At 38.5% G+C, this 26,468-nt stretch carries 25 protein-coding genes, 1 tRNA gene and 1 pseudogene; 19 read left to right on the top strand and 8 right to left on the bottom strand.

The window, feature by feature from the left end; all coding sequences use genetic code 11:
• Positions 1-119: 119 nt before the first annotated feature.
• Positions 120-1,202, bottom strand: a complete 1,083-nt coding sequence (locus tag HMPREF9009_RS01740) for a mannose-1-phosphate guanylyltransferase (protein WP_004310696.1) — start codon at positions 1,200-1,202, stop codon at positions 120-122.
• Positions 1,203-1,366: 164 nt separating this feature from the next.
• Here HMPREF9009_RS01740 and HMPREF9009_RS01735 point away from each other — a divergent pair.
• From HMPREF9009_RS01735 to HMPREF9009_RS01695, 9 genes are all read left to right on the top strand, one after another.
• A tRNA-Leu gene (locus tag HMPREF9009_RS01735) sits at positions 1,367-1,450 on the top strand.
• A gap of 241 nt (positions 1,451-1,691) precedes the next feature.
• Positions 1,692-2,594: a hypothetical protein gene (locus tag HMPREF9009_RS01730; protein ID WP_049701274.1), complete on the top strand. Its 903-nt coding sequence runs from the start codon at positions 1,692-1,694 to the stop codon at positions 2,592-2,594.
• 127 nt (positions 2,595-2,721) lie between these two features.
• Positions 2,722-3,012, top strand: coding sequence for a helix-turn-helix domain-containing protein (locus tag HMPREF9009_RS01725; protein WP_049701273.1), 291 nt, complete (start codon positions 2,722-2,724; stop codon positions 3,010-3,012).
• Between the two features lie 3 nt (positions 3,013-3,015).
• On the top strand, positions 3,016-4,242 hold the full coding sequence (locus tag HMPREF9009_RS01720) for a primase-helicase family protein (RefSeq protein ID WP_049701272.1): 1,227 nt from the start codon (positions 3,016-3,018) through the stop codon (positions 4,240-4,242).
• A gap of 202 nt (positions 4,243-4,444) precedes the next feature.
• Positions 4,445-5,404, top strand: a complete 960-nt coding sequence (locus HMPREF9009_RS01715) for a toprim domain-containing protein (RefSeq protein ID WP_049701271.1) — start codon at positions 4,445-4,447, stop codon at positions 5,402-5,404.
• A 158-nt stretch (positions 5,405-5,562) separates the two neighbouring features.
• Positions 5,563-5,946 (top strand): MobC family plasmid mobilization relaxosome protein, encoded by a 384-nt coding sequence (locus HMPREF9009_RS01710; protein WP_049701270.1) that lies wholly within the window; start codon positions 5,563-5,565, stop codon positions 5,944-5,946.
• Positions 5,912-6,838 (top strand): relaxase/mobilization nuclease domain-containing protein, encoded by a 927-nt coding sequence (locus HMPREF9009_RS01705; protein WP_049701269.1) that lies wholly within the window; start codon positions 5,912-5,914, stop codon positions 6,836-6,838. The genes HMPREF9009_RS01710 and HMPREF9009_RS01705 overlap by 35 nt, the downstream gene beginning before the upstream one ends.
• 4 nt (positions 6,839-6,842) lie before the next feature.
• Entirely contained in the window at positions 6,843-7,565 is a 723-nt protein-coding gene (locus HMPREF9009_RS01700; RefSeq protein ID WP_049701268.1) for a hypothetical protein, read from the top strand.
• 176 nt (positions 7,566-7,741) lie between these two features.
• Positions 7,742-9,568: a WG repeat-containing protein gene (locus HMPREF9009_RS01695; protein ID WP_049702198.1), complete on the top strand. Its 1,827-nt coding sequence runs from the start codon at positions 7,742-7,744 to the stop codon at positions 9,566-9,568.
• Positions 9,569-9,593: 25 nt separating this feature from the next.
• Here HMPREF9009_RS01695 and HMPREF9009_RS01690 read toward each other — a convergent pair whose 3' ends face one another.
• The 6 genes and pseudogenes from HMPREF9009_RS01690 to HMPREF9009_RS01670 all read right to left on the bottom strand — a co-directional run.
• Positions 9,594-9,812, bottom strand: a complete 219-nt coding sequence (locus HMPREF9009_RS01690; protein ID WP_049701267.1) for a hypothetical protein — start codon at positions 9,810-9,812, stop codon at positions 9,594-9,596.
• A gap of 106 nt (positions 9,813-9,918) precedes the next feature.
• On the bottom strand, positions 9,919-10,092 hold the full coding sequence (locus HMPREF9009_RS25635) for a hypothetical protein (protein ID WP_153882608.1): 174 nt from the start codon (positions 10,090-10,092) through the stop codon (positions 9,919-9,921).
• A 24-nt stretch (positions 10,093-10,116) separates the two neighbouring features.
• A complete protein-coding gene (locus HMPREF9009_RS01685; RefSeq protein ID WP_049701266.1) occupies positions 10,117-11,118 on the bottom strand; it encodes a phospholipase D-like domain-containing protein in 1,002 nt (333 codons plus the stop codon).
• Positions 11,119-11,133: 15 nt separating this feature from the next.
• Positions 11,134-12,273, bottom strand: coding sequence for a PDDEXK nuclease domain-containing protein (locus tag HMPREF9009_RS01680; RefSeq protein WP_049701265.1), 1,140 nt, complete (start codon positions 12,271-12,273; stop codon positions 11,134-11,136).
• Positions 12,274-12,298: 25 nt separating this feature from the next.
• Positions 12,299-13,522 carry a site-specific integrase gene (locus tag HMPREF9009_RS01675; protein ID WP_049701264.1) on the bottom strand — a complete coding sequence of 408 codons (1,224 nt, stop codon included), beginning with the start codon at positions 13,520-13,522 and terminating at the stop codon, positions 12,299-12,301.
• Positions 13,523-13,845: 323 nt separating this feature from the next.
• Positions 13,846-14,793, bottom strand: a pseudogene (locus HMPREF9009_RS01670) (hypothetical protein); the annotation flags it as partial.
• 280 nt (positions 14,794-15,073) lie between these two features.
• Between HMPREF9009_RS01670 and HMPREF9009_RS01665 the strand changes: the two are divergent.
• Positions 15,074-15,418 (top strand): hypothetical protein, encoded by a 345-nt coding sequence (locus HMPREF9009_RS01665; protein ID WP_049701263.1) that lies wholly within the window; start codon positions 15,074-15,076, stop codon positions 15,416-15,418.
• Between the two features lie 373 nt (positions 15,419-15,791).
• On the opposite strand, the gene HMPREF9009_RS01660 is transcribed toward HMPREF9009_RS01665, so the two are convergent.
• Positions 15,792-17,900, bottom strand: a complete 2,109-nt coding sequence (locus tag HMPREF9009_RS01660) for a BT4734/BF3469 family protein (RefSeq protein ID WP_004323779.1) — start codon at positions 17,898-17,900, stop codon at positions 15,792-15,794.
• Between the two features lie 1,239 nt (positions 17,901-19,139).
• Between HMPREF9009_RS01660 and HMPREF9009_RS25625 the strand changes: the two genes are divergently transcribed.
• From HMPREF9009_RS25625 to HMPREF9009_RS01625, 9 genes are all read left to right on the top strand, one after another.
• On the top strand, positions 19,140-19,316 hold the full coding sequence (locus HMPREF9009_RS25625) for a hypothetical protein (protein ID WP_153882610.1): 177 nt from the start codon (positions 19,140-19,142) through the stop codon (positions 19,314-19,316).
• Between the two features lie 49 nt (positions 19,317-19,365).
• Entirely contained in the window at positions 19,366-19,713 is a 348-nt protein-coding gene (locus tag HMPREF9009_RS01655) for a hypothetical protein (RefSeq protein WP_133304333.1), read from the top strand.
• A gap of 209 nt (positions 19,714-19,922) precedes the next feature.
• Positions 19,923-20,285, top strand: a complete 363-nt coding sequence (locus HMPREF9009_RS01650; protein ID WP_049701262.1) for a DUF805 domain-containing protein — start codon at positions 19,923-19,925, stop codon at positions 20,283-20,285.
• 31 nt (positions 20,286-20,316) lie between these two features.
• Positions 20,317-20,706 carry a DUF805 domain-containing protein gene (locus HMPREF9009_RS01645; RefSeq protein WP_008023117.1) on the top strand — a complete coding sequence of 130 codons (390 nt, stop codon included), beginning with the start codon at positions 20,317-20,319 and terminating at the stop codon, positions 20,704-20,706.
• A gap of 23 nt (positions 20,707-20,729) precedes the next feature.
• The gene (locus tag HMPREF9009_RS01640; RefSeq protein ID WP_049701261.1) at positions 20,730-22,580 is read left to right on the top strand and encodes a dynamin family protein; all 1,851 of its coding nucleotides are present in this window, start codon (positions 20,730-20,732) and stop codon (positions 22,578-22,580) included.
• 6 nt (positions 22,581-22,586) lie between these two features.
• The gene (locus HMPREF9009_RS01635) at positions 22,587-24,152 is read left to right on the top strand and encodes a dynamin family protein (protein WP_049701260.1); all 1,566 of its coding nucleotides are present in this window, start codon (positions 22,587-22,589) and stop codon (positions 24,150-24,152) included.
• Positions 24,153-24,205: 53 nt separating this feature from the next.
• Positions 24,206-24,793, top strand: a complete 588-nt coding sequence (locus HMPREF9009_RS01630) for a zinc ribbon domain-containing protein (RefSeq protein ID WP_049701259.1) — start codon at positions 24,206-24,208, stop codon at positions 24,791-24,793.
• A gap of 7 nt (positions 24,794-24,800) precedes the next feature.
• Positions 24,801-24,956, top strand: a complete 156-nt coding sequence (locus HMPREF9009_RS26355; RefSeq protein WP_008023113.1) for a zinc ribbon domain-containing protein — start codon at positions 24,801-24,803, stop codon at positions 24,954-24,956.
• 53 nt (positions 24,957-25,009) lie between these two features.
• Entirely contained in the window at positions 25,010-26,425 is a 1,416-nt protein-coding gene (locus HMPREF9009_RS01625; RefSeq protein ID WP_049701258.1) for an Hsp70 family protein, read from the top strand.
• The last annotated feature ends 43 nt before the right edge of the window (positions 26,426-26,468 follow it).

Genomic DNA, 26,468 nt, shown 5'->3' with positions numbered 1-26,468 from the left:
AGTTTTTTGATTATAAACAGTGAACGGTGAACTCTCTGCAATCAATTATGCAGTTTGTTCACCGTTCACTATTTGTATGATCTTATCCGGTTTTGTCTCCGGCGTCCGGTTGCGTGTTATTAAATGAAATCATCGCCCAGTTGCATTTGGGCATCGTTTACATATTTACGGATGGCATGTTCTTCATCTTTGCGGCAAATCAAAAGAACGTTGTCCGATTCGGCTATCAGAAATCCTTCCAGTCCATCGATAACGGCCAGTTTGCCTTTCGGAAGTACTACCATATTATCTTTACTGTTATATATAAGTGAATGGCACTTCAGCGTAACATTGCCTTCCGGGTCTCTTTCCGATAAATCATAAAGTGATCCCCAAGTTCCAAGATCGGACCAGCCAAAATCTCCTAATGATACATACACATTATCCGCTTTCTCCATAATGCCGAAGTCGATGGATACATTAGGACATGCTGGGAAGTTTTCTTCGATGAATGCTTTCTCCTTGTCGGTGGCATAAATATCTTTTCCCGGTGCCAGTTTGGAAGCTAATTCAGGTAGTAAATCTTCACTTGCTTTGATGATTGTATTTACATTCCACATAAATAGGCCGGAATTCCAATAAAATTCTCCGCTCTCTACAAATACTTTAGCTAATTCCAGTTCCGGTTTTTCAGTGAATGTTTTTACTTTATAGAAGTTTTCTCCTGCGGGTTCGTCTATTTGTATATATCCATACCCTGTTTCCGGGCGATTGGGTTTAATACCTAATGTCAGTAGCTTTTCCGAGCGTGAAACAAAATCAAGTCCTTTTTCGATAGCGGCAAGAAACTCATCCTCTTTTAAAATTAAATGGTCTGAAGGAGCGACTACGATATTGGCGTTCGGGTTCAGTGCCCGGATGTGGTAAGCGGCCCATGCTATACACGGAGCGGTATTTCGTCTTGCGGGTTCCAGCAGAATCTGTTCTTCGTTCACTTCGGGCAATTGTTCCTTCACTAAGTCCGCATACATTGCATTGGTAACGATGAAAATATTTTCTGTTGGGATAACCTTTTGGAACCGGTCGAAAGTCTGTTGTAAAAGTGAACGGCCCGTTCCGAAGAAATCTAAGAATTGTTTGGGCAATGTTTTGCGGCTAAACGGCCAGAAGCGGCTTCCAATGCCGCCACCCATAATCACGCAATAATTATCCTGGTTTGTCATGATAGTGACTCTATTTTAAAGTTTCTGCTAATGTACGGTTTATTCTCTGAATAGAGAAGTGTTTAAGATATGTTTTATTATTTTTTTCTCCTTTTTTTTGCCAAACTATTGTGGAATCAAAATAATGTCGTATCTTTGCACCGCAATTGAGAAATCAAGTATGCGCCCAGATGGCGGAATCGGTAGACGCGCTGGTCTCAAACACCAGTGGATTCACTTCCATCCCGGTTCGACCCCGGGTCTGGGTACTTAGAAACCCTGATAATCACCTGATTATTAGGGTTTTCTTCTTTTATGTAGTGTACTAAAAGTGTACTGGCTGGCGAAAATAAAAATAAGGTGTACTTTGCTTGTTTTGTGTGGCTTACATTTATATTTTATTAACTCGTTCTCTTGGCGTTTCTTCTTTTTCCCGGCTTTTTCTTTCTTTCAAAAGTACTTCCTGCCATTATCTTTGCAAGTGAATTACACCCAAAAGAGAATATTGTTATGGAAGATAGCCGTGAAATACAGTTCCGTGAGATACAGAAGATTGTTGATGCTTGCATTCAGCATGATTATAAAACAATGGTTGATGCGTTTTCCTTGAAAAAGGAATACCTGAATGAATCGCAGTTGAAAGATTACTTGCGGCAGGAAATATTTCGTATTGCCGAGGATGTTGTGAGATTACGGCAGACTTATTGCGCTTTGCGTTCTATCCATACGGATATGGAGCTTCATGATTTCTTATGGGAAAGCAGTTTCTTTGAAGACCTGACTTCCCAAGAGCGCAAAACATATTTGGCTTTTGAATGTGTTAAGTTCGATATGGAAGAGTACTTGCAGACGCCAACCGCCTATGACGATAGCTTGCCTTATCTTTCTGTTATTGTCCGGTTCATTGTATCTTCTAAGTATTTGAAATATCTGCAAGCGCAGGAAGAAAAACTGCTGCCACCTGTTGAAAAGATTCCGGCAGAAGCTCTCCAAGAACCCAAAGAAGAACATCCTAAGTCTGTTAAAGTTCTCGGCAAATCCAATCCATTCCAATCTAATTTTACTTCTAAAGAAATAGCCATCCTTACCAATTGCGTGAATGAAGCACGGGTATTCACTACCTCTGTCACTACTACTATCCTGAAAAACTTCTTTGCTTGCAAACTGGATGGGGTTTTGAAGTCCAATAATAACCGTCTGCTTGCTTATCTGATGATGAAGCTGAGTGCTTATGACTATATCACCTATGAATGGCAGTCGGTTATCGCCAAAAAACAATTGGTCTTTGGTAAGACAAAGAATAAGTCACTGACACGTACAGACTTATCCACAGCCAATGATAACGTCAAATACATTGAGCCGAAAGGTCATGAAATCATTGACAAATACATCAAAGAACTAAAGAAAGGTTGAGCATAGGTTGAGAGGTCAGACAAAGGTCAACGTCCGTCCATTTTATTAGCTCTAATTTTGCCCTCGTTAACGAAAAGAAAACGAGGGTGCGCACCTTCATATTGTTTCACTTAATCCTAAAGACAATATGGATAAAACATTAGAGATGCGAGTGGAAGAACTCGAACAGATGTTGTTTTTGACCAAGAATGTGCTTAGCTTTGATGAAGCGAGCAAGTTTCTAAACCTTTCCAAGAGTTACCTGTACAAACTAACTTCGGGCAACTTGATACCCCACTATAAGCCGCAGGGGAAGATGCTCTATTTTGAGAAAGCGGACTTGGAAGCATGGCTACGTCAGAATCCTATCAAAACGCAAATGCAGATTGAGCAGGAAGCGCAGCGGTATATCCTTGCCAACAAAAGCCTAAAGCGTTAGTGTATGGCAGAGAAAGGAGTATCAGACATCAAGCAGTTTGCACGTGTGGGCACCACCTTGTACAAGATGGTGCGCCAGCCGTCCATCAACGGCGAGTTCATAGAACGGCGTGTAGTGTGGAATGTGGAAACTTTCAGGCAGGATTATGGGAATGACAAACTTTCCGAAATCCCGAAGTACGATGGATTTTGCACTGTTCCTAACCATATCAACTACCAATCGGTGATTGATAAGTTTCTGAACCTGTATGAACCGATAGGACACACTCCCATGCCGGGAGAGTGTCCGCTTGTCCTGTCCCTTTTCAAGCACATATTCGGGAAACAATATGAGCTGGGACTTGACTATGTGCAATTGCTCTATACACAACCCGTACAGAAGTTGCCTATCCTGCTACTGACATCGCAGGAACGCAATACGGGAAAGAGTACCTTTCTAAACTTCCTGAAAGCACTCTTTCAAGGGAACGTGACTTTCAACACGAATGAGGATTTCCGTAGCCAATTCAATTCAGACTGGGCAGGAAAACTGATAATAGCGGTGGATGAAGTGCTGTTAGACCGCAGGGAAGATTCAGAACGGTTGAAAAACTTGAGTACAGCTTTGTCCTACAAGATAGAAGCCAAAGGGAAAGACCGTTATGAAGTCGCTTTCTTTGCCAAGTTTATACTTTCGTCCAACAATGAACACCTGCCTGTCATCATTGATTCGGGAGAAATACGTTATTGGGTACGGCAAGTTCCTGCTTTGCAGACTGACGACCCGAATATCCTGCCGAAGCTGAAAGCAGAGATTCCGCATTTCCTGCACTTCTTATTGCACCGGAAACTCTCTACGGAGCAATACGGCAGAATGTGGTTCTCTCCGCAACAAATCCGCACAGCAGCCTTGCAACACATTATCCGTAGCAACCGTTGCCGTATGGAGGTGGAACTAACGGACATTCTGTTGGATATTATGGATTCTATGGGAGTGGATAGCGTTTCTTTCATCCCGAAAGACTTGATTTTCTTGTTGGAGTATGCCCGTGTCAGAGTAGATACTATCCAAATCCGCAAAGTGCTACAGGAGATATGGAAACTTAAACCTGCATCCAATAGCCTGACTTATGCGAGATATGAGGGGAATTACAACGCCCCTGAACGCTATTCCGAAAGCAAGGGTATAGGGCGTTATTATACTGTGACAAGAGAAATGCTAACCCATTCTGATGAATTGATGAATGATTGATGCAATATGCTGGTAATAAACGGTATATGTATTCATCATTTTCTCACTCGGATATAGGTGCTGATGAAAAGAGAAAAGAGTATTTCTTTCAGCAGCCGGATTCTGATGAGAATTTGATGAACGGTACTCGCCATATAATCAGATGTTTATGCGTAATATCATCAATCCATCTATTTTTTCACCAACTTAATTCTGTATAAGTATGAATATAGATACAGCCAAGCAGATACCCATATCGGACTATCTGCATAGTTTGGGGTATAACCCCATTAAGCAACAAGGCAACAGCCTTTGGTACAAATCACCATTCAGAGCAGAGAAAGAGCCATCTTTCAAGGTGAATACCGACCTCAATTTGTGGTTTGATTTTGGACTGGGCAAAGGTGGTAATATTCTTTCGTTGGCAAAAGAACTTTATTCAATCGATTCTTTACCGTATCTGCTGGAGAAGATTGCCAGCCAGTCGCCACATATTCGCCCAGTTAATTTTTCTTTTCGCAAGCAACGGTCAGAGCCGAGTTTCCAGCATTTGGAAGTTTGTGAGCTTTCCCATCCGGCATTGCTTCGCTATTTGCAGGGACGTGAAATCAACGTTGCACTGGCAAAAATAGAATGTAAGGAACTCCATTTCACCAACAATGGCAAACCTTTCTTTGCTATTGGCTTTCCAAACGTGGCTGGAGGGTATGAGGTGCGCAATTCGTTTTTCAAGGGGTGCATTGCCCCTAAGGACATCACCCATATACGGCAACAAGGAGAATCAAAAGATACCTGCTTCGTATTCGAGGGTTTTATGGATTATCTTTCATTCCTTACCATACGAATGGAGAAATCGCCCAATATGCCTTGCCTTGACGGGCAGGATTATCTCATACTCAACTCGACATCCAAAGTCAATAAAGCCATTGATGCGCTGAGTGGTTATGAGCACATCCATTGTATGCTCGACAATGATGATGCCGGGTGGAAAGCAACCAATGCGATACGGAACGAATATTCTTATCGTGTCAGAGATTCATCTTTCTTGTATAAGGGCTACAATGATTTGAACGAGTATCTGTGTGGTGAACGGCAGAAAAAGCAGGATGCCCGACAGCACAATATGAGGCGGAAAATCGAACACCTCGTAGTTCCTAAGCGGAAGAAAGGCATGGGAATTTAGACAAGTGAAGTTTAAACGGCGTACCAATAGCAAGCGGTATGATTTTGGGTAGCAAGGTTATGTTTCGGTAGACCGAAACTACCTTTCTTTGCCTGACAGCAAAGAAAATTTCTCCCGTTGGTCGCAATTTTTAAGATATACCTAACAAGAAAGAATATATGACAGAGATAAGAAATAAATCAGGAGGTCGTCCGGCAAAGAGCCGGATAGACAAGCAGAAACGTGTAGTCAGTACGAAGCTGACCGAACTTCAATATTACGCCATCAAGAAACGAGCTGGAGAATCCGGTCTGCCCGTCAGCGAGTACGTCCGGCAGGCGGTCGTTTCGGCAGAGATAATGCCCCGGCTGAACAGACAGGATGCCGATACTATCCGCAAACTGGCAGGGGAAGCCAACAACATCAACCAACTGGCGCACCGTGCCAATGCCGGAGGATTCGCACTAGTGGCGGTGGAACTGGTAAGGCTAAAAGATAAAATTGTTGAAATCATAAATCAACTATCAGATGATTGGAAAAATAAAAAAGGGAAGCGGATTTAAGGGCTGTGTAGACTATGTGCTGGGTAAGGAACAGGCAGTCTTGCTTCATGCGGAGGGGGTGTTAGTGGAAAGTAACCGGGACATCATACGCAGCTTCTGTATGCAAACCGAAATGAATCCCGGCTTGAAAAAGCCAGTCGGACACATTGCGTTAAGCTATTCGGCAGTGGATGCGCCCAAACTGACGGACGAGAAAATGATACAGCTTGCACAGGAGTATATGCGTGAAATGAAAATCACCGATACGCAGTACATCATCGTGCGCCATCAAGACCGGGAACATCCGCACGTACATATCGTATTCAACCGGATAGACAATGATGGCAAGACCATATCCGACAAAAACGATATGTACCGGAATGAGCAGGTTTGCAAGAAATTGAAAACCAAACATGGGCTTTACTTTGCCAAAGGAAAAGAACAGGTGAAGCAGCACCGTTTGCGAGAGCCGGACAAATCGAAATACGAGATTTACACGGCTGTAAAGAATGGAATCGGTAAATCCAAGAACTGGCAACAGTTACAACGGCAACTGGCGGAGAAAGGTATCGGTATTCATTTCAAATACAAAGGTCAGACGGATGAAGTGCAGGGCATTTCCTTTTCCAAAGGTGAATACACGTTCAAGGGTTCGGAGATTGACCGCAGTTTTAGTTTCTCCAAACTGGATAAATGTTTTGGGGACGCAGGACTAACTACTGCCGGAAGCAACAGGCAGACGTTTGGCGAATCCATTTGGGAACCAATAGCCATGTCCGGCAAGGCGGATAATTCATTTATCACAGGTTTAGGCGGTTTGTTTTCCGGTTTGTCAGTCCCGGCTGATGAAATGCCCGATGATTCCTTTTTGAGAAAGAAGAAGAAAAAGAAGAAAAAACACCTAAAGTTATAAGCGTATGGAGAATAATTTGATTTTGGAGGGGCTTCTCTCTATGGTTACAGAACTGAAAGAAAAGCAGGAGCAGCAAATAATGCCAGTCAGTCGGGAAGAAACGATGAAGCGATTTGATGCAATAGAACAGTGTCTTTTGGAATTGCGGAATAATCCGGCTATTCCCGAAAACGAACTGCAAGCCATTTCAACCCAGCTTGCTGCCATGAGGAAAGGGGAACAGGAACAACGGCAATCCCTTGAATACGTCAAAAAATATGTGACGGCTTCTTATGCTTGCCTGAAATCTTTGATGGATGCACTGGCTGCTTACGATACACGGAAAGATGAAGAAACAAAGCCTGCTTCTTGGCAGGATAGAATCCTCAATCGGATAACTTCCTACCTGCAACCCAAGTTCTTTCTTCTTTTGGCAGGAATAATCGTTTGCCTTGTATCGTTGACATTGAATATCCGTTTTGCAGAACGTATGCAGGAGCTACAGGATAATGATATAAAATACCGTTATCTCCTGACGAAAGGAAAGGCAGAGGGAAGCGACATCAATTTGCTGGAGATGAATTTCAGCAGGGAACGTGATAACGCTTTTATCAAAATCCTGACTGATTCAGTGATTGGTTTTGAATATCGTAGTAGGAAGCAAGCGGAAACACTGGAAAGGGCAAGGCTTTTGAATGAACGAGCTGAGCAGCTAAGAAAAAAAGCGGATAAGTTAGGAAATCCATAAAGAATAGAGAGCCAGAGCAAATGATACTCATTGTTTTGGCTCTTTTATCGTAGTCTAACAGCTTATTAAATTGGCATATTAAATAAATAGAGTGCTTTTAGGAGGATTTTAATGGATTGATGAGCTTAATTGCAAACTCTTTGTTACTTTTGTGTAGAGATAAAATGAAAATAGCTATGGATAAGCCTTTGTTTGTTGAATGTCATGACGCATTAGAATATAATCATCTATTTAAGGATGTTGATAATATGAATTTCTACTCAGCCAAGATGGATGAAAATGAGTATATAGTGGTAGATGATTATGATTGTGATAATTATGACATTTGGTCTGAGGTGCCAATTGTTCTTTTGGAGAATGGCAGATTGCTTTGTAGGCATGAAGGAAAATATGGTGTGGTGAATTCAGAAGGTTGGGATATTATTCCTTTTGTTTATGATAAATTTGAGAAAAGAGCGGAAGCTAATGGAAATAAGTATGATGTTTTATTGGGTAATAGATGGGGAGTCATTGATTCATCAGGAAAGGAGTTTTTTCGGATAAAATATAGTAATCCTATTCCAATATTAGAGTTTCCAAGAGAAGTTTCTAATGATATGTTGTGTAGAAGGACTATACTTGTAGAGGATGCTGATAATCACCGTAAGGGGTTGGTGGATTTTGATGGACGGGAAATCATCCCTACAATATATTCTAAAATAGTACGAAGTGGAAATTGGGACTATGTTTATGTAAATTTTGGAGCTATAGAAGAAGCTGAACCTGATTGTACGTGGAATGGAGTATGGGGATGCTGCAATTGGCAAGGTAAAGAGATAATTCCCGTAAAGTATCATGCTATCCATCATATTAATAAGTATTTTATAGCTGGAGATGATGAATATAAATGTGGTGATGAGTTCGTGGATAGATATTATGGAACATATGATTTATACGATTTAGAAGGTACTATGATTATAGGTGGATTTAATAACTGTCAAATCGGAACTAATTATTTTATTCTTAATTTTGGAATAGTTGTTAAATCTTATTGGAAAACAACTTATTGGGGAAACACTGAAATTGAATATGGTGACGAATTAGTAAAAGAATTAAATTGTGATAAAATGTGTTCTGTCATTGTAGATAAAGATTTGATATCATTTATTTCTAGACATTTAATAAATGAAACTCGTGAAGAAATAGAATATGAATTTGATTTTCTATGTAACAATTTACCTGTGGGTGAAGGCCTGCTTATAGGGGAATCTCCTAAATTGTGCAAAGGAAAAAGATATAGTGAAGATGATAAGATAATAAAGGGAATTAGTGTCTGTTCGGCTTCTTCTATAAATGACACCGCTGTAGTGTATGGTACAAGTAAAGAATTTGTAAAGACTGATGGTTCAATAGTGCGATTGAAAGGAATTGTTTTTTGCAATGAGCGAATGGTTATTGCTCCAACATATATAGATATAAAATCAATAAATAGTGAGTTGTTTTTTATTCAAAATGAAAGTGGCTTAGTTGGTATAAGAAATGTTGCAAAAGAATTGCTGAAGCCACAATTTAACTTGATTACTAATCCATATAATAATATAGCTATAGGATTTAAAATTATTAAATATGACGAAGAAGATGATATATATCAATGCCAATGCTGTCTATTGAAGTTCTACGAAGATGCTATTTGTCAAGAGGATATGGTAAAAGTAACTGGGTCTCAGTTGTATGAATTGTTATATCCAATTTTTGAATCATTTGATGGTTGGAGAACTATTGAGTTAAGTGAGGAACATAAAATATTGATTGCACAGTATTGGAAGCACATACCTCATAATGACAATGATATTAATCGTTTTTGGTATCCATATTATGAAGATTTTAAATATCTTTGGGAGGATGAACATTATGAAGAAGTAAGAGAGAGTATGTCCGATGATTCGGCAGATTCATACGATTGGAGGTATTATAATGATGGTTTGGATATGGATCAGCAAGATGAACGTTTCTGGAATTTTTAAAAACACTCTTATAATTTTATATTTATCAAGTAGTGGTTGACATTTCATTCTTGGATGTATATTTAAGCTTGTTTTGGATAAAATCTTGCAATATTTCTATGGCATACTTTTGAGATTGCTCTTTATTGAAGTTAGGATTCTCAATATATATGATAGAGCAAGAAGGCTCAATTTTTTCTGCAAATTCATATTTATGATTCCTTTTTTCTACCACAGACCATGAAGGAAATGTTTCAATTTGCATAGGATTGAATGTTTGGATAGCTGGCTTGGCAGTACATTTAGTCCATACCTTTGTCTATATATCCAAAATGGACTAAACCTATTTCTATTGACAGTGATATATATGCTTACGAAGAGAAACTGACTTCTGCTTTTCTTTTTGCCAGTGTACTTTTGATGATAAAGTGTATGCTATGCTTAGTCGTTTGAGGGGAATGTGTCAGTTTTGACACATTCCCCTCAAAAATAGATTGTTCCAAGTTGTTTCCCGTCACTAATGCATGGTCTTTCAAAAATAACATTGAAGTTATTATTCCCTTATAACTTTAATAATTGATTATGTCAGGGAAGTTATATACTGCTTCTTTTGCTATTCCTGTATTGATACAAACGAATTCGACATGCATATACCCATTGGTATCTATCGTAACTTTGGTCTTGAGTTTTACTTGACCAGCTTTCAGTTTTGGTAAGTTCTCTAATCGAATCTTTAATAACGGTTTATTGTTGTCTGCATTATCATTATTGCCAAATAAAATATCGCAAACAATACATTCTTGATTGTCTACTACAGTACAAGTATCAACTGTATTTGTAAACGGTAAAGTTTGACCTTGTTTTATAATGTTTAATGTCCTATTATCAATATTATTAATGCGACACCTCATTCCTACGTTCAATTTTAATGTTGGGTTATGGCGTTTGTCTTGTGATACGACTGTTGCTAATTTAGTTATAGCAATATTATTTTTTAAATCATAAACGGTCTTTAAAGTTTCTGGTGAAATAAGATTGCTATTTTCCATGCTTTTATACTCTTCGATAATGTCGTCATATTCTTGAAGAAAATTATCTTCCACTATATCTGATAAACGTATGCGAGAATATTCAGTTACTTCTGTTAGCCCATTCCAAAGACTAGTAAAGTAATTTGTGTAATCATTACATACATTTAATTCATCCGTGGTTATTATATTTTCTGCATTTCTTTGTTCTGCTGCATATGTCCAATTATACGATCCTGTTATTAAAAGATGACCATCGAACAAACAGAACTTGTTGTGCATTAGAACTTTTTTGCTATCAACAAAACATAATTTACCCCCCTTTTGAAGATATAATGAAAAATCAAGACCATATTCATTGCGATTGATAATATCATTAATGAGGATAAGCGAAACATTTACACCTCTATCTATAGCTCCAATTATAGCGTTAAATAAATCTCGTTGAGTAAACCATGCAACGGCTATTGATATATCTCTTTTAGAGTTGTGTATTTCATTAAGAATTATGTTTCTTATATTTGAAAAATAAGCTTGTATCATATGTGGATATTCTTTTTAATAGTTCTGACAAGAAATAAATTCCTGTATTTCTTCTTCGGTTGGAAGCTCTATCATGTATTTCTGTACAAAGATATTCGGGTCTAATCCAGCAGTGGCATACCTCACTAATGTATCACCCTTTTCAGTACAAAGCAGAATACCGATAGGCGGATTATCATCCGGCTGCATTACTTCCGCTTTGAAATAGTTCAGATACATATTTAGTTGCGAAGCATACTCATGGCGAAATTTGTCTATCTTTAATTCCACAATGATATGGCACTTCAAAATGCGGTGATAGAATACGAGGTCGGCAAAGAAATAATCTTCATCAATCAAGATACGTTTTTGCCGGGCTTCAAAGCAGAAACCATGTCCCATCTCCAACAAGAAGTGTTGCAGGTTATCAAGAATGGATTGTTCCAAATCGTTTTCCGTCACTAATGCACGTTCATTCAATCCTAAGAACTCTAAAGTAACAGGGGTGTTGATAATATCTTTGGGTTGCAATAAGGTTGCTTGTTGCTGGACTAAAGCGGAGAGGGCTTCTTTGTTTTTGGATAGTCCGCTACGTTCGTAATATAAAGATGCGATTTGCCGCTCTAACTCTTTTACAGACCAGCAGCCACGGATAGTTTCCATTTCATAGAAAGCACGTTTTACCGGGTTCTCAATTCCCGATATAGTATTTAAATGGGTGGAAGATAATCTGTTGAATAATCTATCAGCTGGAATCATCCATGTTTCGGTTTGTGGGTATTCTGTTGATAGCTTCCAAACGCCATTTTCAGATTCGGCGGTCACCAACCGCCGAATTGGTTCAGTGAATTCGGCGGTCAATGACTGCCGAATTTGTATTTGTGATGCAATATATTGTGTGACAGACTCTTTTAGCTGTGGATAAACAAGGTACAGCCGTCTAAATTCCCTGAATCTACGTTCATTCAGACCTTTTGTTTTCAGTCGTTGCTCCAGCTTCTTCAACAGTTGTTCACCGTATGCGGCACGGTCTTCTCCGTTCTGCTCAAATTCCACGATATAGCACCCCATAAGCCAGTTACGGGAAGTAAGGGCAAGGTTTACAGCGTGTGCGGCTTGTGCCTGCAACGTGTTCTGTATCGTGCTGATATGTTTTACTAATGCTTCAAAGTTCATAGTTACAAAGATAAGTCTTTTATGGTTAAAACTTTAGTTCGGGCAAGCTGTTTATTGCTTCCTCTTTTAATTTATCCACCGCACGGGTGTATTTTTCTGTATGTTTCAATCCGCTATGCCCTAAAAGGCTGGCTACGGTTTTGATATTTGCCCCATTGTTCAAAATGTTCACGGCAAACGAATGCCGAGCACAATGCCAGCTTATATGTTTGTCTATCCCAGCTCTCTTTACCCAACGCTTTACTGATTTACAGCAACTTTCGTAAGTAGGTAAATCGAATATCAAACAGTTTTTATCTGCCGGGGCTTCACCAATGATAGACAATAGACCGTCATTCAGAGGAATAACTACACCACTACTGGCTGAATGTCCCTTTGTTTTGCTTTGCTCAAACTTCAATAACCGATTAGCGTAATCCACATTCTTATAGGTCAGGTCTTTTACATCACAGAAGCGTAAACCGCAGTATAGGCAGAAGATAAAAGCCCGTCTGACATTCGGGTTCTCGTTGTCATAATGGCAAGCCGCCAGCTTTTGTATTTCTTCGGGAGAAAGAACATCTTTCCGAAGCATTTGGCTATCCACTTTGCAGGTAACACTTTTACATGGGTCTTTCAACATTACATCGTGGTCAATCGCATATCGAATAACTTTCTTGAAACGCTGGTAAATGCTTTTAGCTCCCTCACCCACACTTCGGGATTGCAAATAGGCTACAAACTGCTCCATCATTTCTTTGGTAATAAGTTCCGGTTTGATACTAAACTCATTCATGGGGTATTGCTCTTTTAAGAAGTCCTTAAAACGGCTAAGCGCAATTTGTAACATGCGAATATCTTTCTTGGTATAACTGTTGATATAGGCTTGGAAATAGTCTAAGAAATTGACCGTTCTATCTTTTTTCAACCGATAGCCCAACATACTTTCCTTAAATTCCTGCTCACGCTCCGCACGTATCTTTGTGGCAAGTTCCAAAGTTTCCTTGTTCTGCTGTCGTTCGGCAGGGGTGCGAGGCTTGTCTATCAGATACAAGCTAAGATTTTCTTTTCGCCTGTTATGCTTTACTGCAAACTTGGGCTTGCCTTGCATCTTTCCACTATCATAGTACACTTGATTGCCGTTTTCATCTAATACGGGCTTTTCCTCTCTACCTAAATAATACTCTAAGTAAAGGCTAATTCTACCATCCGAGAGCTTATTCTGCTCTAACTTGGGGTTTTCTTTCGTTTTATTTTCTAACTTTGCCATTGTTTAGAGGTTTTATCCCGATTTAAGTGCCATAACCGGGTGATTACGCTAAATAGTTGATTTTCTTTTGTTTTCTGATATTGCAAAGGTACAAAAGAAAATAATATTTCAAAGTGTACTAAAAGTGTACTGAATAACAGAAAATGGGCAAAATATGGCAAAAATGGAGAAAATAGGAAATTTACAAGTAGTTGATAATAAGGAAGATGAATTCTTTTGTTTTCCTATGATTTCTATGGCTTGTACCGGGTCTGGGTACTGAAGCGGAGAAAGTAGAAATACTTTCTCCGCTTTTCTTTTCTACTCCTCGTAACTCGTTGGTCATACCGAAATTCGCACTCATATTCATAGTGAGAGTGGTTGGTGATGGTTATTTTTACTTCTGTAGTTGATAGCGGATAATGATCGTGTTCTGTTTCTATAGAAAGCGAAGCGGGACTTATGTCCTCTCCAGTCGGAATGTCACGGGGAATAGGTCGCAATGTGACGGAGTTCGTTTGCGATGATTGGTTGGTTTTCTTAGGTAACACTGTATAAAGCCCTTGTTCGTCTTTTATTATCTCATATTTTCCCGATTCCAGCCACGTATTCCAATCCTTAAAAAGGTCGGTGATAAATAGGTATAAATCTTCGGAAATATATATTTCTGTACCTGACTTTAAGTCGCATGCCAACTGACCATTTACGACAGACAGATGTTTCTGGGCTCTTTGTAAGGCTTTCAAATAGACAACCTGATTAAATGCGTAATCTTTATTGAAACCTCGTCCCGTGAATAAATCTATTGCAGCATACGACATCGTCCCTCTTGTCTTCAGGAAAGTAGTGTCGGTTATAGACGTCTTGTAGCTATTAGCTTCTTCCCACATCTTTCTTTTTTCCTGTTCTCTGAATTTCTGCACAATCTCGCTCACTTTATCTTGTTCGCTTGTTTCTCTGTGAGATTTTAGGCTGTCATTATCTTGTAATTCGTCATAAAGAGGTAAAGCAAAAAAAGTGTTATTGTCCTTTTCAAACTGTTCTATGATACATGGGATAATTTTCTTACCCATAGCTTTTAGCTCTTTGAATTGGGGTAAAATGGTGTAAGCACGGGTACTTGAACTTAATTGTACTTTGGGATTGTTGTGTATTTCTTTTTCCCAGGCATTAAATAAACTGTCAAATTTGGCTATATCCTCTTTTGTCAAAATATCACTTTTTTCTGTATTCTGTTTAATACATCCTGTAGTGATAAAGATAAATGGCAGAATAAAGAAAAGTGTTCTCATCGTTTTAATTATTAATCGGTTTTGTAATAGGTTTGCATAAGGGTTATGTCAAGCTTTTGATCTGTTTCCTGCAAATATAGAAATAATATTTCTAAACCGATAAACTGGATATTGCTGTTTTTTTACCGGATAAGAAAACGTTTATTCGTTTTTCGATGTGATACTAGCTGCCCTTTGATAAATAATGTGAAAAAACAGTTTTTGGCCTCATTATCGAATTAACTTTCACCCATTTGTGAGGTCTAACATACATAACTTATTTAATATGAGAATTAAAATGATGAGAAAGCAAATTTTAAGTTTGGCAGTTGCGTTATTGATTGGCTCAACTGTATGTATGGCTCAAAATCGTCAGAATGGAAAGGCTGATAGAGAGAAACGTATGGAACAGATTGTTACCGATCTGGGTTTGAATGAAAAGCAGGCCAAAGATTTCAAAGCTGCAATGGAAGAAATGAGACCTGCGAAAAATAAATCGAATGAAAGACCTACGCGGGAAGAAATGCAAAAGAAAAGGCAGGAAATAGATGCTAAAATAAAAAGCATTCTGACCGATGAACAATATAAGAAATACCAGGATATGCGTAAGAAGGATAACGCGAAGAAAAAGAAAAAAGCAAAATAAGTACTATTCGTTTAATCTAAACCTGTCAAACGGAGAATCGTAAAAGATAATCTGTTATGACGCTATACTTAATTTTCGGTTCTTTCATTAATAATTTATTTAATCTACATGATCATTTTCGTTCTACTAAAGTTGAATGCAGGCTCCATTTAAATGAGTCTATTTTTTCAATTTGAGTAGAACGAAAATTTGTTAGGCGATGTTTCGTCTTATATCTATACTCCCTCCACTAAAGCTTTTCTTTATGCTTTTATCTTTCAATCTTTCACCTTCTGCTGAAACTCCCTGTCTATGGTAGTTGTACGTTGGTGATAGATGTAAAATGATCTGTCACTGATCTGTCATCTTTCACTGGATATTTTTTATTGCAAACTTATCCTCTTCCCGGCTTGATTCGTATTACTTTGTAGAAATTACCGCGTTTCGTATGCAAAGAAGGTATTTTGTTCTTTTGTAATATTCTTCCGAACTGGACAATACTGCAGATAGATACATGAATCTTGCTGTCATGTTGTAGTTGTTGCAGTATTTCAATGGCAAGGAGTTGCTCGCATTCTTCTCCTTCTTTTGCCCCTCGGAAATATTCGTGAAACAACTGTTCGGCAACCGGCATGACTTGAAATTCCTGATTATTCTCCGTCATGACATTTTCATCTTCCGTGTTGAACCAATATCGCTCTCCTCTATATAAGTCGTGCATGGCTTGTGCATAAAGCTGCTCATAATCAATGGGGGAGCAGTCGATGGGACCGGTCACGTTAATGACGATGTAGCGTCGGCTGCCGGAAGTATCAGTCAGTAGGTCCTTGTGATTGCTTGTCCCAATGAAAGATGCGTATCGGCGCATCTCTTGAGTAGCGGTGCCATGCGGACGCCGGACGTTGACAACCGGTTTTTGAAGAATATGTTTCAGAAATGCCTGCTGGCTCACTCGGTTCTGATCAAATTCATCCATATTGATGAGTGCGAATCTATTTAGAGAAAGTTCGGCATCCCGCTTATTGCTGAAATCAATGCGGTCGGTATAATAAGCCTGTAATTCAGGTGGAAGCAGACTTCGGCAAAAGGTGGATTTTCGGTATGCCTGCGGACCGACCAGTAACGGTACAGTACAATTGGCGTACTTCCGGTCTGTCTGACGCCAGTGGGCAACCATATTCAGAAACCAGCGGTAAAACAAGTCAGGCCAGTGGGTATTGTTGCAAGGAACCCGGGTTGCCAGTTCCCGAATCCGGTCACGTCCGTCCCAATGGATGTCCAGCCTGAAAAGGAAATCTTCAATAGGATTGAAAATAGGGATACGGTCGGAGTCCAGATACCGGACGACGTCTCTGTCCCATAGGTTAAGCCCTTCCAGGCGTGCGTTCATTGCGATGCTGTTCCGTATGCGGTTACTGATGGGACGGAAACAGAAACAAAACGTGTTTCGTTCGCGGTATTCCGTAACTGTCGTCATCGTATTGTAGCGAAATTCATATCGGCGCTGCATGAATTCTTCCGTCCGAAATTCCAGTTCCTGTTCTGCTGATAAGGGAGATTTCTTTCCGAAACCTTTTTCGCACGTATATACATTCTGTATGGTTTGCCGGATCAGGAATTCTTTATTCTTTGTATAGAAATGGGCGGTGGACCAACGGATCGTCTCTTCTTCCGGTATTCCTGCCTGAAAACAGTTCTTCGCTACCTGAACCAGCAAAGGCTTCAGGTCTTCATCGGAATGAATATGGATCCTTGGCTGTAATTCGCTTAGTGATTGATATGCCTTGTTTAAAGCAGCTTCGAAGAGAGCGGATAATGTGTCGAAACTGTCATATCCCGGAATCAACCGTTTGAATGGAGATGCTTCTGCTTGCACAGCTTCCTTGTAAGTTGTTTCCGAAGGCATTTCCAATGGCTGCCGCATATAAATCACGGTAGATTCAGGGTTGTAATAAAGTTCCGGGTCATAAGTCTGTCGGCAGAACTGTTCCAGAGCAGGATTCTTCAGTTCGATAGCATAGGAAAGGGCGGGCTGGTATAGGCTGACCGCTTTTCTGTAGGCATTTGCCTGAAATATTTCCGCTTCTTCCCGTTTTTGAGGAAGTGACTTATCGGGACGTGTGAATCGTATCCATATTTTTACGGAATGTCCTCCGGAACCCATAAAGGCTGCGAATGTATGTGAAAGTTCGGCCGCTTCCTGCTTCACCCGGTTTACTTCCATCCGGTTGGCGAGATGATTCACTTCTATTTGTATAATGCCGTTATATCCGGTCATCTGTATACCGTTGACTGTTTTGCGAAAAGTGGCAGCTGGGACAACTTTGACCAATTTCTTGACGTCGTCCAGTTTGCTGTCCGGTGATGCGTAACGGATGCTCGTGCGTAGGTTGCTGACTGGCTGGGCTTTCGTTTCATGCTTCATCGTTTCTATTTGTATGTTTATGTCCAACGTTCGCATGGTTGTCGTTTCTCCGTTGTCCCGCATCAAAGTAAGTTTCATGATAGATGTGTTTTTGTTTATGTCTCTTTATTTAAAAGGCGAGTAAAGGTATGTTTTATTATTGGACTCTCCAAATATATAATCTACTCTTTATTGGACTCTTCTTATGTACTATCTCTTGCATTGGCTATTAATAGAAAACTTCCTTTCTTTCCTATGCAAAGTTTTTTTCGTCTAATAGAGAAGTTTCTTTTGGCTGTTTGCAATCTATAAATGAAAGCTTTGATTATATAAATGCAAGTTCCGTTTTTATAAACGCAAGTTTCATTTATAAAAACGGAACTTGCATTTATAGTTTGAATCAGGTGAGGAATAAGTTTTCTATTAATGAAAAGGAAGTTTATATTTAATGAAAAGGAACTTATCTATTAATAGTTCAGGAAAGAAATAGCTGTTTCTTTGATGTGATAGGTGGTGAAAGATGAAAGATTGGGTGATAGATTGAAAAAGAACTGTCAATGGTTTGAAAGTGCGATAAATAGGATGTTTTATGACTTAAGGTGAAAGATGAAAGATGTAAATAATATATTTGTAACGAATGCTATCTTTTTGTTGTTATAATTTGCAAAATAAAAAATGTCATGATAGACATGTTTTTCGAATCAATAGTACCGCTTTTGGGTTGTTTAGGCATGATTGGGACTTTTGTAATTTTTCCCTGCTATATTATTCGTTATATTTGAGACTTGTAAAGATGATGCAGTGAACTAGAATATGGAAAATATGTTTGTCCTGGTCTCTGAAATCGCCAATGAAAGGACTGCACAAGGACAACATTTTAGCAGCATGATATTTGTATCTGTTAAAAGCTAATACTGATTATCGTGCTGCTTTCTTATTTTATCAGATAAATGAAGAATTTATTTGCATAATTCTTTTTTCGCATTATCTTTGCGAATGATGATAAGTCTAAAGAGACTTATCTGTGTTTAAATGAAATATTAGTTATCGAGCGTAAGCTAGTTCCGGTTCCCTGAAATCGCCAATTGAAAGAACTGCCAGAATGAAGTCAAACGGTCTGTAACTTCTATTATTATAACCTGAATATCTAAACATCTCTCTTTTATCTTGCGTGGATAAAAGTTGGGTGGTATGACTCTTCTTATAATATAACGAAGCGTAGACAAATTTGTTCATTTGTGCAGTGGGTGTTTGGCGATACCTGGGGACGGATGACGATTGGGTCTGCGCTTTTTGCGTTTATATTTCGCTGAATGGTATTTAAAAATTGAATTGTATATGAGTATGAATGAAAAAATTCCAGGATGGGGTATTGTTTTGATACTTGTTTTCTGTATTGGAGCAGGATGGGTGGTCTTTAATAAGTTTGCATCTTCAGGAGTTAACATAACTATAGCTGTTATCATTTCAATAATAGTTGCCATAGCTATTTATGAACAATTAAAATCGTCATAGTATATTTGAGAAAGGTGGCAGTGTGTTTAGAATTTAAAATCTTAGAAGAATGAATACTATAAGAAGAACATTAAAATCTATGTTAGTAGTAATTGTGGTATTGGTGTCAATATCATGTACTCCTGACCATGGCCGTTTTGTGGCTACAATTCAACCTGTATGTTTGCGATATGATAAATATTTATTGGAATGGACATCTATCCAAACAATATTCTATTATGATATATACTGTAAAGACAATTCTTATATAGCTGTCTATCGATCACAAGGAAAAACAGATGATGAGAAAGAATTGGAAGTTAAAGCCAATGTTTTTTATAATCATAATCATCCAACATACGAATATAAATATTGTATTGATGATTACTACTTTAATTTTGACGATTTAGGAGAGTGATAAATGAGAAAGATGAACTGATAGAATTTTAGAGTTATCGTCTCTTATATTAAAAAGAAGAACTGATAATTACCTTATATATAGGTAATCTGTTTTTCTGTTGATAACTAATTTTTTAACTAGTGAAATGCTGTAGAGGGTTAATTATTACCTATTTGTGGGCTTTTAATAAGTTATTATATAAATGTTTAATTCTAATATTACGATTTATGGATAATAATGTAGATTACAATTGGTATTTTCATGTTTGGAAGAATTATGGAAATTTTGAGGGGCGTGCAAGCCGGAAAGAGTATTGGAATTTTGTTCTTTTCAATTTTTTAGTGACCTTAATATTGGCATTGGTTTCGGCGGGTATATTGTCTGTGATATATGTAATTCTTGTTATTGTGCCTAGTGTGGCTGTAGCGGTGAGAAGATTACACGATGTCGGAAAATCAGGATGGATGCTTCTCGCAGGCCTAGTTCCAATTATAGGTTCTCTGTATTTGTTATATTTGTTTTGCTTGGATAGCAATGATGCGGGTGATGAATATGACAGTTCGGCTCCTTATTTTCCCTATGATGATTGATTTATGTAGTTGGAGTAAATGTAAATGAATAATGAAATGTATTAAATGTGGAATAGAAAATCCAGGAGACGCGCATTTTTGTCGTTATTGCGGCCATAGTATTCAATCAAGTGTATCCAAGGAAAAAGATGTATTTGAATATTATGCATATGCTATGAAGAAATATGCGATATTTGAGGGACGGGCCAGTAGAAAAGAATATTGGTCTTTCTTTTTAGTTAATATTTTTCTTTCGATTATACCATTTGTCGGAACTATTTATTCTTTGGCTGTACTTATTCCATCCTTGGCTGTCGCAGTGAGACGGATGCATGATGTCGGAGTAAGCGGTTGGTACATATTGATACCAATCTATAATATTGTTCTGCTTTGTACGAAAGGGGATCATTTTTATAATGAATATGGAGGGCCGACAGTATAATAAATAGTTGAAATTTATGAATTATGGTTGAAGAAGATATAAGAAAAATAACTGGTGTAATTACCGCTGTTACTCCAATTTTGGAGCGACTAAATAGAAAAGATTCACTTGCCAAGATTCAAGAACGGATCAGGCAGATTCAGAATACAGAAGTAAAAGTTCTTATTTGCGGGGAGTTTAAACGGGGCAAATCTTCCTTTGTAAATGCGTTGATTGGGCGTAATATTTGTCCCGTAGACCAAGATATATGTACTTCGGTGGTCTCTATCATTCGATATGGAGATGCAGAACGGGTAATACGATATTTTGGTGACTTGTCTCATGTTCAAAAGGCGGAAATTCCTTATGCTGACATTCAAAAGTATACTGTGGGACGTGCTGAACAAGTACAAAATACACTTTATTTGGAAATAGAACTTCCATTGGAATGCCTGAAAAATGGACTGGTTTTGATTGATACTCCAGGGGTTGGAGGATTGGACCCACGACATGCTTTCTTGACGACTTATTTTTTGCCACAAGCGGATATAACTCTTTTTATGACAGACGTCAATGAACCTTTGACAACTACAGAACTTGATTTTTACAATCAGAAGGTAACCCGTTATGCTAAACATAGTGCGATTATTATCAATAAATGTGATTTGAAAACTCCGGAGCAGGTTGTTGAAGTACAACAAGATACTGTGCAAAAGATTCAGAATCATGCTTCCACTTCTAAAGAGCCGAATGTGATAGCAGTGTCTTCAAAGTTTAAACAGGCATTTAATCAAACTCATGTGGAGAAGATGTACGAGAAATCACATTTTAGTTTGATTGATTCGGAGCTTCAGCGTCTGATGATTGCTTATAAAGAAGATATAATAAGGAATATTCGTGATGACTTTTCAGATTTACTAGAGCAAGTCATTGAGCCGATAAAGATTCAGCTAACCCAGATAAAAATGCCGGATCCGAAAGTTCTGACGGAGCTTAAGCAAAAGGAAACAATTATTCAAAAACAGTTATATGACTTGAATAATCCGTCATCTGAATTCCGGATTAAAATTCAACAGAAAATTACAGAAGTTCGTGAAGAAGTAATCAATCATTTGAATGAGCAAAGTATACTATTCTCTTCCAATGGATTAAATAAACTATTGCAGAGCGAGCAGGCGACTAAAGAGAACGGTGGTAAGTGGATTGGACAACAGTTGAACTTGGCGTTGGAATCACTTGGTGCCGAAATAGTGTTAGAACTTCGACATGCTTTCGATCGCATATCTCGAATAGAAGAATTTCAGGGAATGTTGAAATATCAAGTGAAAGATTTTTCTTACTCAATAATGGAAGTAAATGCAGAAAATGAGGTACCTATTCACAGACGTTTGATGTCTCTTGTTCCTGGTATGGGTGCTGGTTTTGCAACTAATTTGGTTGTGGGCTCCTTAGCTGGTGTTTTTGGATTCGGCCTTCCTCTTTTTATCCCTATTGCCGTGGGGCTGGGCATCGCTGCAAAGAGCCACTCTGATACGGTCCGTGCATCTAAAGTAGCGGAATTGCGAGAGCAATACCAACCTCAAATAACTGTGGCTATGCAACAGTTGCGTACTTTTGTTGAAAGTCGTTTTACTGAATTTCAGCAGGTTTGGATTAAGGTAGTGTCACAACGTGTGCAGGAAGTGCAAACAACCCTACAAACATTAATGGCTGATTTGAATAAACTTTCACAAAATCAAAAAACGATTTTATCTCGTAAAATGGAACTGGAACGGCTGATGAATCCTTTAGTCACTCAAAAACACATGATTGATCTAATCCTTTCTAATCCGTTTCAGGCACATGAAAATAAGGAAGAAAAACTGCGTCAGGATCCAAATGAGACTATTTGTTAGTGATTTATGGAAGAAGGTTATAATATAAATGCTATAGAAATAGAACTGAATGAGTTGTTTAAGACCATTCCGTCCGGGTCGTTACCTATTTTACATGAAACGCTGGAACGTTCCATAAAAAAACTGCATGAACCTATGCAATTGGCAATTATTGGTAAGATCAGTTCATCCAAGTCTACTCTTGTAAATGCGATTTTAGGAAAAGATGGAGTGATGGCAACGGGACAAATGGAGGTGACTTATAATGTTGGTTGGCTGAAATATGGAGCACCGGAATCTGATATTATTATTCATCATAAAGATGGTTCTCCGGATTCTTATAGAAAACCGGAGGAATTCCTCCGATGGACAATAGAAAGTGACGGGCGGAAGGAATTACTGAATAATGTAAGTTACATTGAAACGTTTGACGATGCTGAAATATTACGTGAGATAAATATCATAGATACTCCCGGGTTGGATGCTGTTCGTGGGCAGGATTCTCAAAATACACTCGACTTCTTAAAGCATGTCCGTCCTGATGCGGTGATTATGTTGTTTACTAATTCTGTGGCGGAAAATACTCTTAAGGTTGTTCAGGATTTCAATCGGGGAGGGAATTTCAATCCACTTAATGCAATCGGGATTCTTTCCAAAATAGACATTTTATGGATGGAAGATGCAGAGCATAGCTGGACGGCATTACAAATAGGGCAACGTATGGCAGCTAATACTTTGGCAAATAATCCCATGTTGCGTAAAACTCTGTTTAATATTTATCCTATTTCATCTTTACTGTTTATGCGGGCTTCTACCATGACAGAGGAAGAGTTTGGATTAGTACGAGAGTTAGCTGTCAAAGATAAAGATTTATTGCCCTGTCTGATGATGTCGGCAGCAGATTTTGTAGATCCGGATTATGAAGTTTCCATTAATATGATGCAGCGTAAAGAGTTATTAATGAAACTAGATTTGTATGCCATTGATTTGATAGTTCGCTATATACAAACCGAGCCTGATGCGAATCTTTTGGGGGCAAAGAAACTACTTTATACCGAAAGTGGTGCACATGAGTTCATGACAGTACTTCATAATCATTTTGGAGGGCGTGCTAAACTTATCAAGCTCGAGAGCATTTATCAAAATCTAGTACATGTCATACATGAAGAAAGAGCGTCTGATGGCGGACAAATAGAACGGCAGCTTTTGAATCGCATAGAACAACGTATAGCAGATATCTTTTCAGCGTTGGTTCATGAACATAATGAATACGAATTATTGAATAAGATATATTGTCGTAAAATAGAACTTGTTGATGACGTCGCTGAAGAATTCTTTCGTCTCTGTGGTGAACATGGTTCTTCTGCTCCTGAACGTTTAGGCTTTTCGGGCGAAAATATGTCTGCCCAAGATATGATAAAGTATGCTTACCAGCGTGAGGGTTTTTGGAGAAAAGAACTCAATGATGAATTTGATCCTGATGAAAAAGAATGGAAACGTGTGATCTTGTCTTCTTATGCACATTTGCGTAAGAAATTGCAGGAGATGGATTATCAGTATAATCAAGCACGTGCCTTCTTGTATAATAGCTAAAGAGTTTTAACTCGTTCTGATATAATAATGTGATAGATAGAAAAGTAATAATTATGAAGTGTAATAACTGTGGATGTGATAATCCGGATGATGCAAAATATTGTCGCGTATGTGGTAATGTTCTACAATTAGAAAGTTTTTTTGAAAGATTATCAGAGCTTGGTTTTATGCCCACTACTATGATAACGTTAAAAAGCTCGTTAGGGGCTACTCTTTTATTATATTTATTAGAGTTTCTTTTTGTTATCGGCTGTTTTATGGCTATTGGAGGAATTATTGTGTTTTTTGTTCAGCCACTATCTGTCCAAGTTTTTTTTGGATTAGGCGGTTTTGTTTGCAGTTTTGTCATTGCTTATGTTTCTTTTAAATACAAACTCTTTGATAAATCATTTCCCAACCGATACGTCAAGAGTGAACTTCTTAAAGAAGCGGATTACATACAACTGGATTTTGTGAATGATGATGATTATACTTTTATAGTGAAGAATAAAAAGTTTGGTGTATATAGTGTTCGGCGGTATGAGATACAACTTCCGGCAATTTATGATTGGTTATCATGGAAAATTGAAGGACAGATTCTGAACGTACAGCAAAACGGACGTCAATATATTATGGATATTTATGGAAATGAGCTAAAATAGTATTGATATGGAATGTATACATTGTCACACAGATAATCCTGTGGATGCAAAGTACTGTCGTTATTGTGGGCAAATTTTGAAGCGAAATTATGAATGGATATGGATTATACTGATGATTTTTGCTGTCTTTATATCCATTTGGGCTATTATGATATCGATGTAGTGTAAGTGCTGTTTTATGAACATAATAAATGACTAATTTTTGATAGAAAGTATATGGGTAATTGGGTTTGCATAGATTTTGGAACATGTAATTCAGCAGCTGCTATTGAAATAGATGGTAGGCCGAAATTGGTATTGCCTAACAATATTCCTTTTTTCCCTACAGTTGCATGTGTACTGTCAAGGGATAAAATTGTGGTATGCCAAAATGCGGAGAGCTTTAAAACACGTTATCCTGAAAGTTTCTTGCAGGAGTTTAAGCTGGATATCGCTAATTCACCGGATTGTAACGGGGTGGATTACCAAAAGGTGGTAGCTGAAATACTTAGATACATCAAAGGATGCTCTGAAGTAGAAAATAACGGAGCACGTTTGGATAGAGTAATTCTTACGATTCCGGCTATATATACAGAGCAAGATTCGCGTAAAGATATCATGAGGTTGGCTGCCTTAGATGCTGGTTTTACGACGGTGGAGTTTTTGCGGGAACCGCAAGCCGCTGCTTGGCACTATGCTTACATCAATGATAGTCGTTCGGCAGGTTTATCATTGATTTATGATCTTGGAGGCGGCACTTTCGATCCTGCATTGATGGATATGGGAGAAGTAGACAACCCAACTTTTTTGGGATGTAATAGTGGAGTGAAATGTGGTGGACAATATTTCGATGCAGCTGTTTATAAAAAGGCTCAGAAAGAAGCAACGGACATGGATAAACCTCTAGTCCGGGAGAAACGATGGAATGACTATGAGGCTTGTAAGAAATTGAAAGAGAGCTTGTCAGCATCACCCAGTGGGACTATCATGCTTTCAAATGATGAATTTTTCTCACTTAATAGGGAAGGGCTGAATGCTTTGATTGGAGAGAAACTGGATCTCACACTAAGTGCTTGTGATTCAATGTTGAAAACGGCTCATAAAGAATGGACGCATATAAATCAAGTTTTATTGGTAGGTGGATCCACATCAATTCCTTTAGTCAGTGAAAAGCTTCGACAACATCTTGCCTCCCATAACGCTTCCGAGGTGCGTATCATTCGTAGTATGACCGGAATTAATGGGGAATATAATCATAACTATGCTGTATGTTTGGGGGGAATTGCCTATATAGAAAGGTTGCTGGACAAACAAGAACAGCCTCCTATGGCGGAAGAACAGATTGGAATATTGATTTGTGGGAATGAGGTCTGTCAATTAAAAGAAGGCGTGAATACTTTCGGACGGAGTAGTGAGCAGGATTTTAGTTTTAGCGACCCGGCTATGAGTCGGGAACACTTTACTATTGATGTATCTAGAAACTCGTCAGGACATTATGAATATTTGGTAACTACAATGAGTCAAAAAAAGGCTACTATAATTAATGATAGGTTGGCTTTGAACTTGAATGTACCTTTTGCACCTAGAAATATAGCATTAGTGGATGGAGCCACCATCCAAGCAGGTGTAACAAGATTTCAGTTTAAAAAGTGAACAATGTCTGTTTTCTTTTGAACTTTATTATTGTCGAAAAACG

The organism is Bacteroides sp. 3_1_13 (assembly GCF_001185845.1).
Classification (GTDB): domain Bacteria; phylum Bacteroidota; class Bacteroidia; order Bacteroidales; family Bacteroidaceae; genus Bacteroides; species Bacteroides xylanisolvens.
The sequence above is the reverse complement of the archived record's forward strand: the minus strand, read 5'-3'. Positions and strand labels throughout refer to the sequence as shown.

What these genes read in the sequence shown, in the direction of transcription:
- HMPREF9009_RS01710 (WP_049701270.1), top strand. Translation starts at nt 5,563, where the DNA reads ATGACAGAGATAAGAAATAAATCAGGAGGTCGTCCGGCAAAGAGCCGG.
- HMPREF9009_RS01635 (WP_049701260.1), top strand. Translation starts at nt 22,587, where the DNA reads ATGGAAGAAGGTTATAATATAAATGCTATAGAAATAGAACTGAATGAG.
- HMPREF9009_RS01690 (WP_049701267.1), bottom strand. Translation starts at nt 9,812, where the DNA reads ATGCAAATTGAAACATTTCCTTCATGGTCTGTGGTAGAAAAAAGGAAT.
- HMPREF9009_RS01640 (WP_049701261.1), top strand. Translation starts at nt 20,730, where the DNA reads ATGGTTGAAGAAGATATAAGAAAAATAACTGGTGTAATTACCGCTGTT.
- HMPREF9009_RS01630 (WP_049701259.1), top strand. Translation starts at nt 24,206, where the DNA reads ATGAAGTGTAATAACTGTGGATGTGATAATCCGGATGATGCAAAATAT.
- HMPREF9009_RS25625 (WP_153882610.1), top strand. Translation starts at nt 19,140, where the DNA reads ATGAGTATGAATGAAAAAATTCCAGGATGGGGTATTGTTTTGATACTT.
- HMPREF9009_RS01665 (WP_049701263.1), top strand. Translation starts at nt 15,074, where the DNA reads ATGAGAAAGCAAATTTTAAGTTTGGCAGTTGCGTTATTGATTGGCTCA.
- HMPREF9009_RS26355 (WP_008023113.1), top strand. Translation starts at nt 24,801, where the DNA reads ATGGAATGTATACATTGTCACACAGATAATCCTGTGGATGCAAAGTAC.
- HMPREF9009_RS01625 (WP_049701258.1), top strand. Translation starts at nt 25,010, where the DNA reads ATGGGTAATTGGGTTTGCATAGATTTTGGAACATGTAATTCAGCAGCT.
- HMPREF9009_RS01700 (WP_049701268.1), top strand. Translation starts at nt 6,843, where the DNA reads ATGGAGAATAATTTGATTTTGGAGGGGCTTCTCTCTATGGTTACAGAA.
- HMPREF9009_RS01715 (WP_049701271.1), top strand. Translation starts at nt 4,445, where the DNA reads ATGAATATAGATACAGCCAAGCAGATACCCATATCGGACTATCTGCAT.
- HMPREF9009_RS01705 (WP_049701269.1), top strand. Translation starts at nt 5,912, where the DNA reads ATGATTGGAAAAATAAAAAAGGGAAGCGGATTTAAGGGCTGTGTAGAC.
- HMPREF9009_RS01655 (WP_133304333.1), top strand. Translation starts at nt 19,366, where the DNA reads ATGAATACTATAAGAAGAACATTAAAATCTATGTTAGTAGTAATTGTG.
- HMPREF9009_RS25635 (WP_153882608.1), bottom strand. Translation starts at nt 10,092, where the DNA reads ATGTTATTTTTGAAAGACCATGCATTAGTGACGGGAAACAACTTGGAA.
- HMPREF9009_RS01720 (WP_049701272.1), top strand. Translation starts at nt 3,016, where the DNA reads ATGGCAGAGAAAGGAGTATCAGACATCAAGCAGTTTGCACGTGTGGGC.
- HMPREF9009_RS01645 (WP_008023117.1), top strand. Translation starts at nt 20,317, where the DNA reads ATGAAATGTATTAAATGTGGAATAGAAAATCCAGGAGACGCGCATTTT.
- HMPREF9009_RS01695 (WP_049702198.1), top strand. Translation starts at nt 7,742, where the DNA reads ATGGATAAGCCTTTGTTTGTTGAATGTCATGACGCATTAGAATATAAT.
- HMPREF9009_RS01725 (WP_049701273.1), top strand. Translation starts at nt 2,722, where the DNA reads ATGGATAAAACATTAGAGATGCGAGTGGAAGAACTCGAACAGATGTTG.
- HMPREF9009_RS01685 (WP_049701266.1), bottom strand. Translation starts at nt 11,118, where the DNA reads ATGATACAAGCTTATTTTTCAAATATAAGAAACATAATTCTTAATGAA.
- HMPREF9009_RS01675 (WP_049701264.1), bottom strand. Translation starts at nt 13,522, where the DNA reads ATGGCAAAGTTAGAAAATAAAACGAAAGAAAACCCCAAGTTAGAGCAG.
- HMPREF9009_RS01740 (WP_004310696.1), bottom strand. Translation starts at nt 1,202, where the DNA reads ATGACAAACCAGGATAATTATTGCGTGATTATGGGTGGCGGCATTGGA.
- HMPREF9009_RS01730 (WP_049701274.1), top strand. Translation starts at nt 1,692, where the DNA reads ATGGAAGATAGCCGTGAAATACAGTTCCGTGAGATACAGAAGATTGTT.
- HMPREF9009_RS01680 (WP_049701265.1), bottom strand. Translation starts at nt 12,273, where the DNA reads ATGAACTTTGAAGCATTAGTAAAACATATCAGCACGATACAGAACACG.
- HMPREF9009_RS01660 (WP_004323779.1), bottom strand. Translation starts at nt 17,900, where the DNA reads ATGAAACTTACTTTGATGCGGGACAACGGAGAAACGACAACCATGCGA.
- HMPREF9009_RS01650 (WP_049701262.1), top strand. Translation starts at nt 19,923, where the DNA reads ATGGATAATAATGTAGATTACAATTGGTATTTTCATGTTTGGAAGAAT.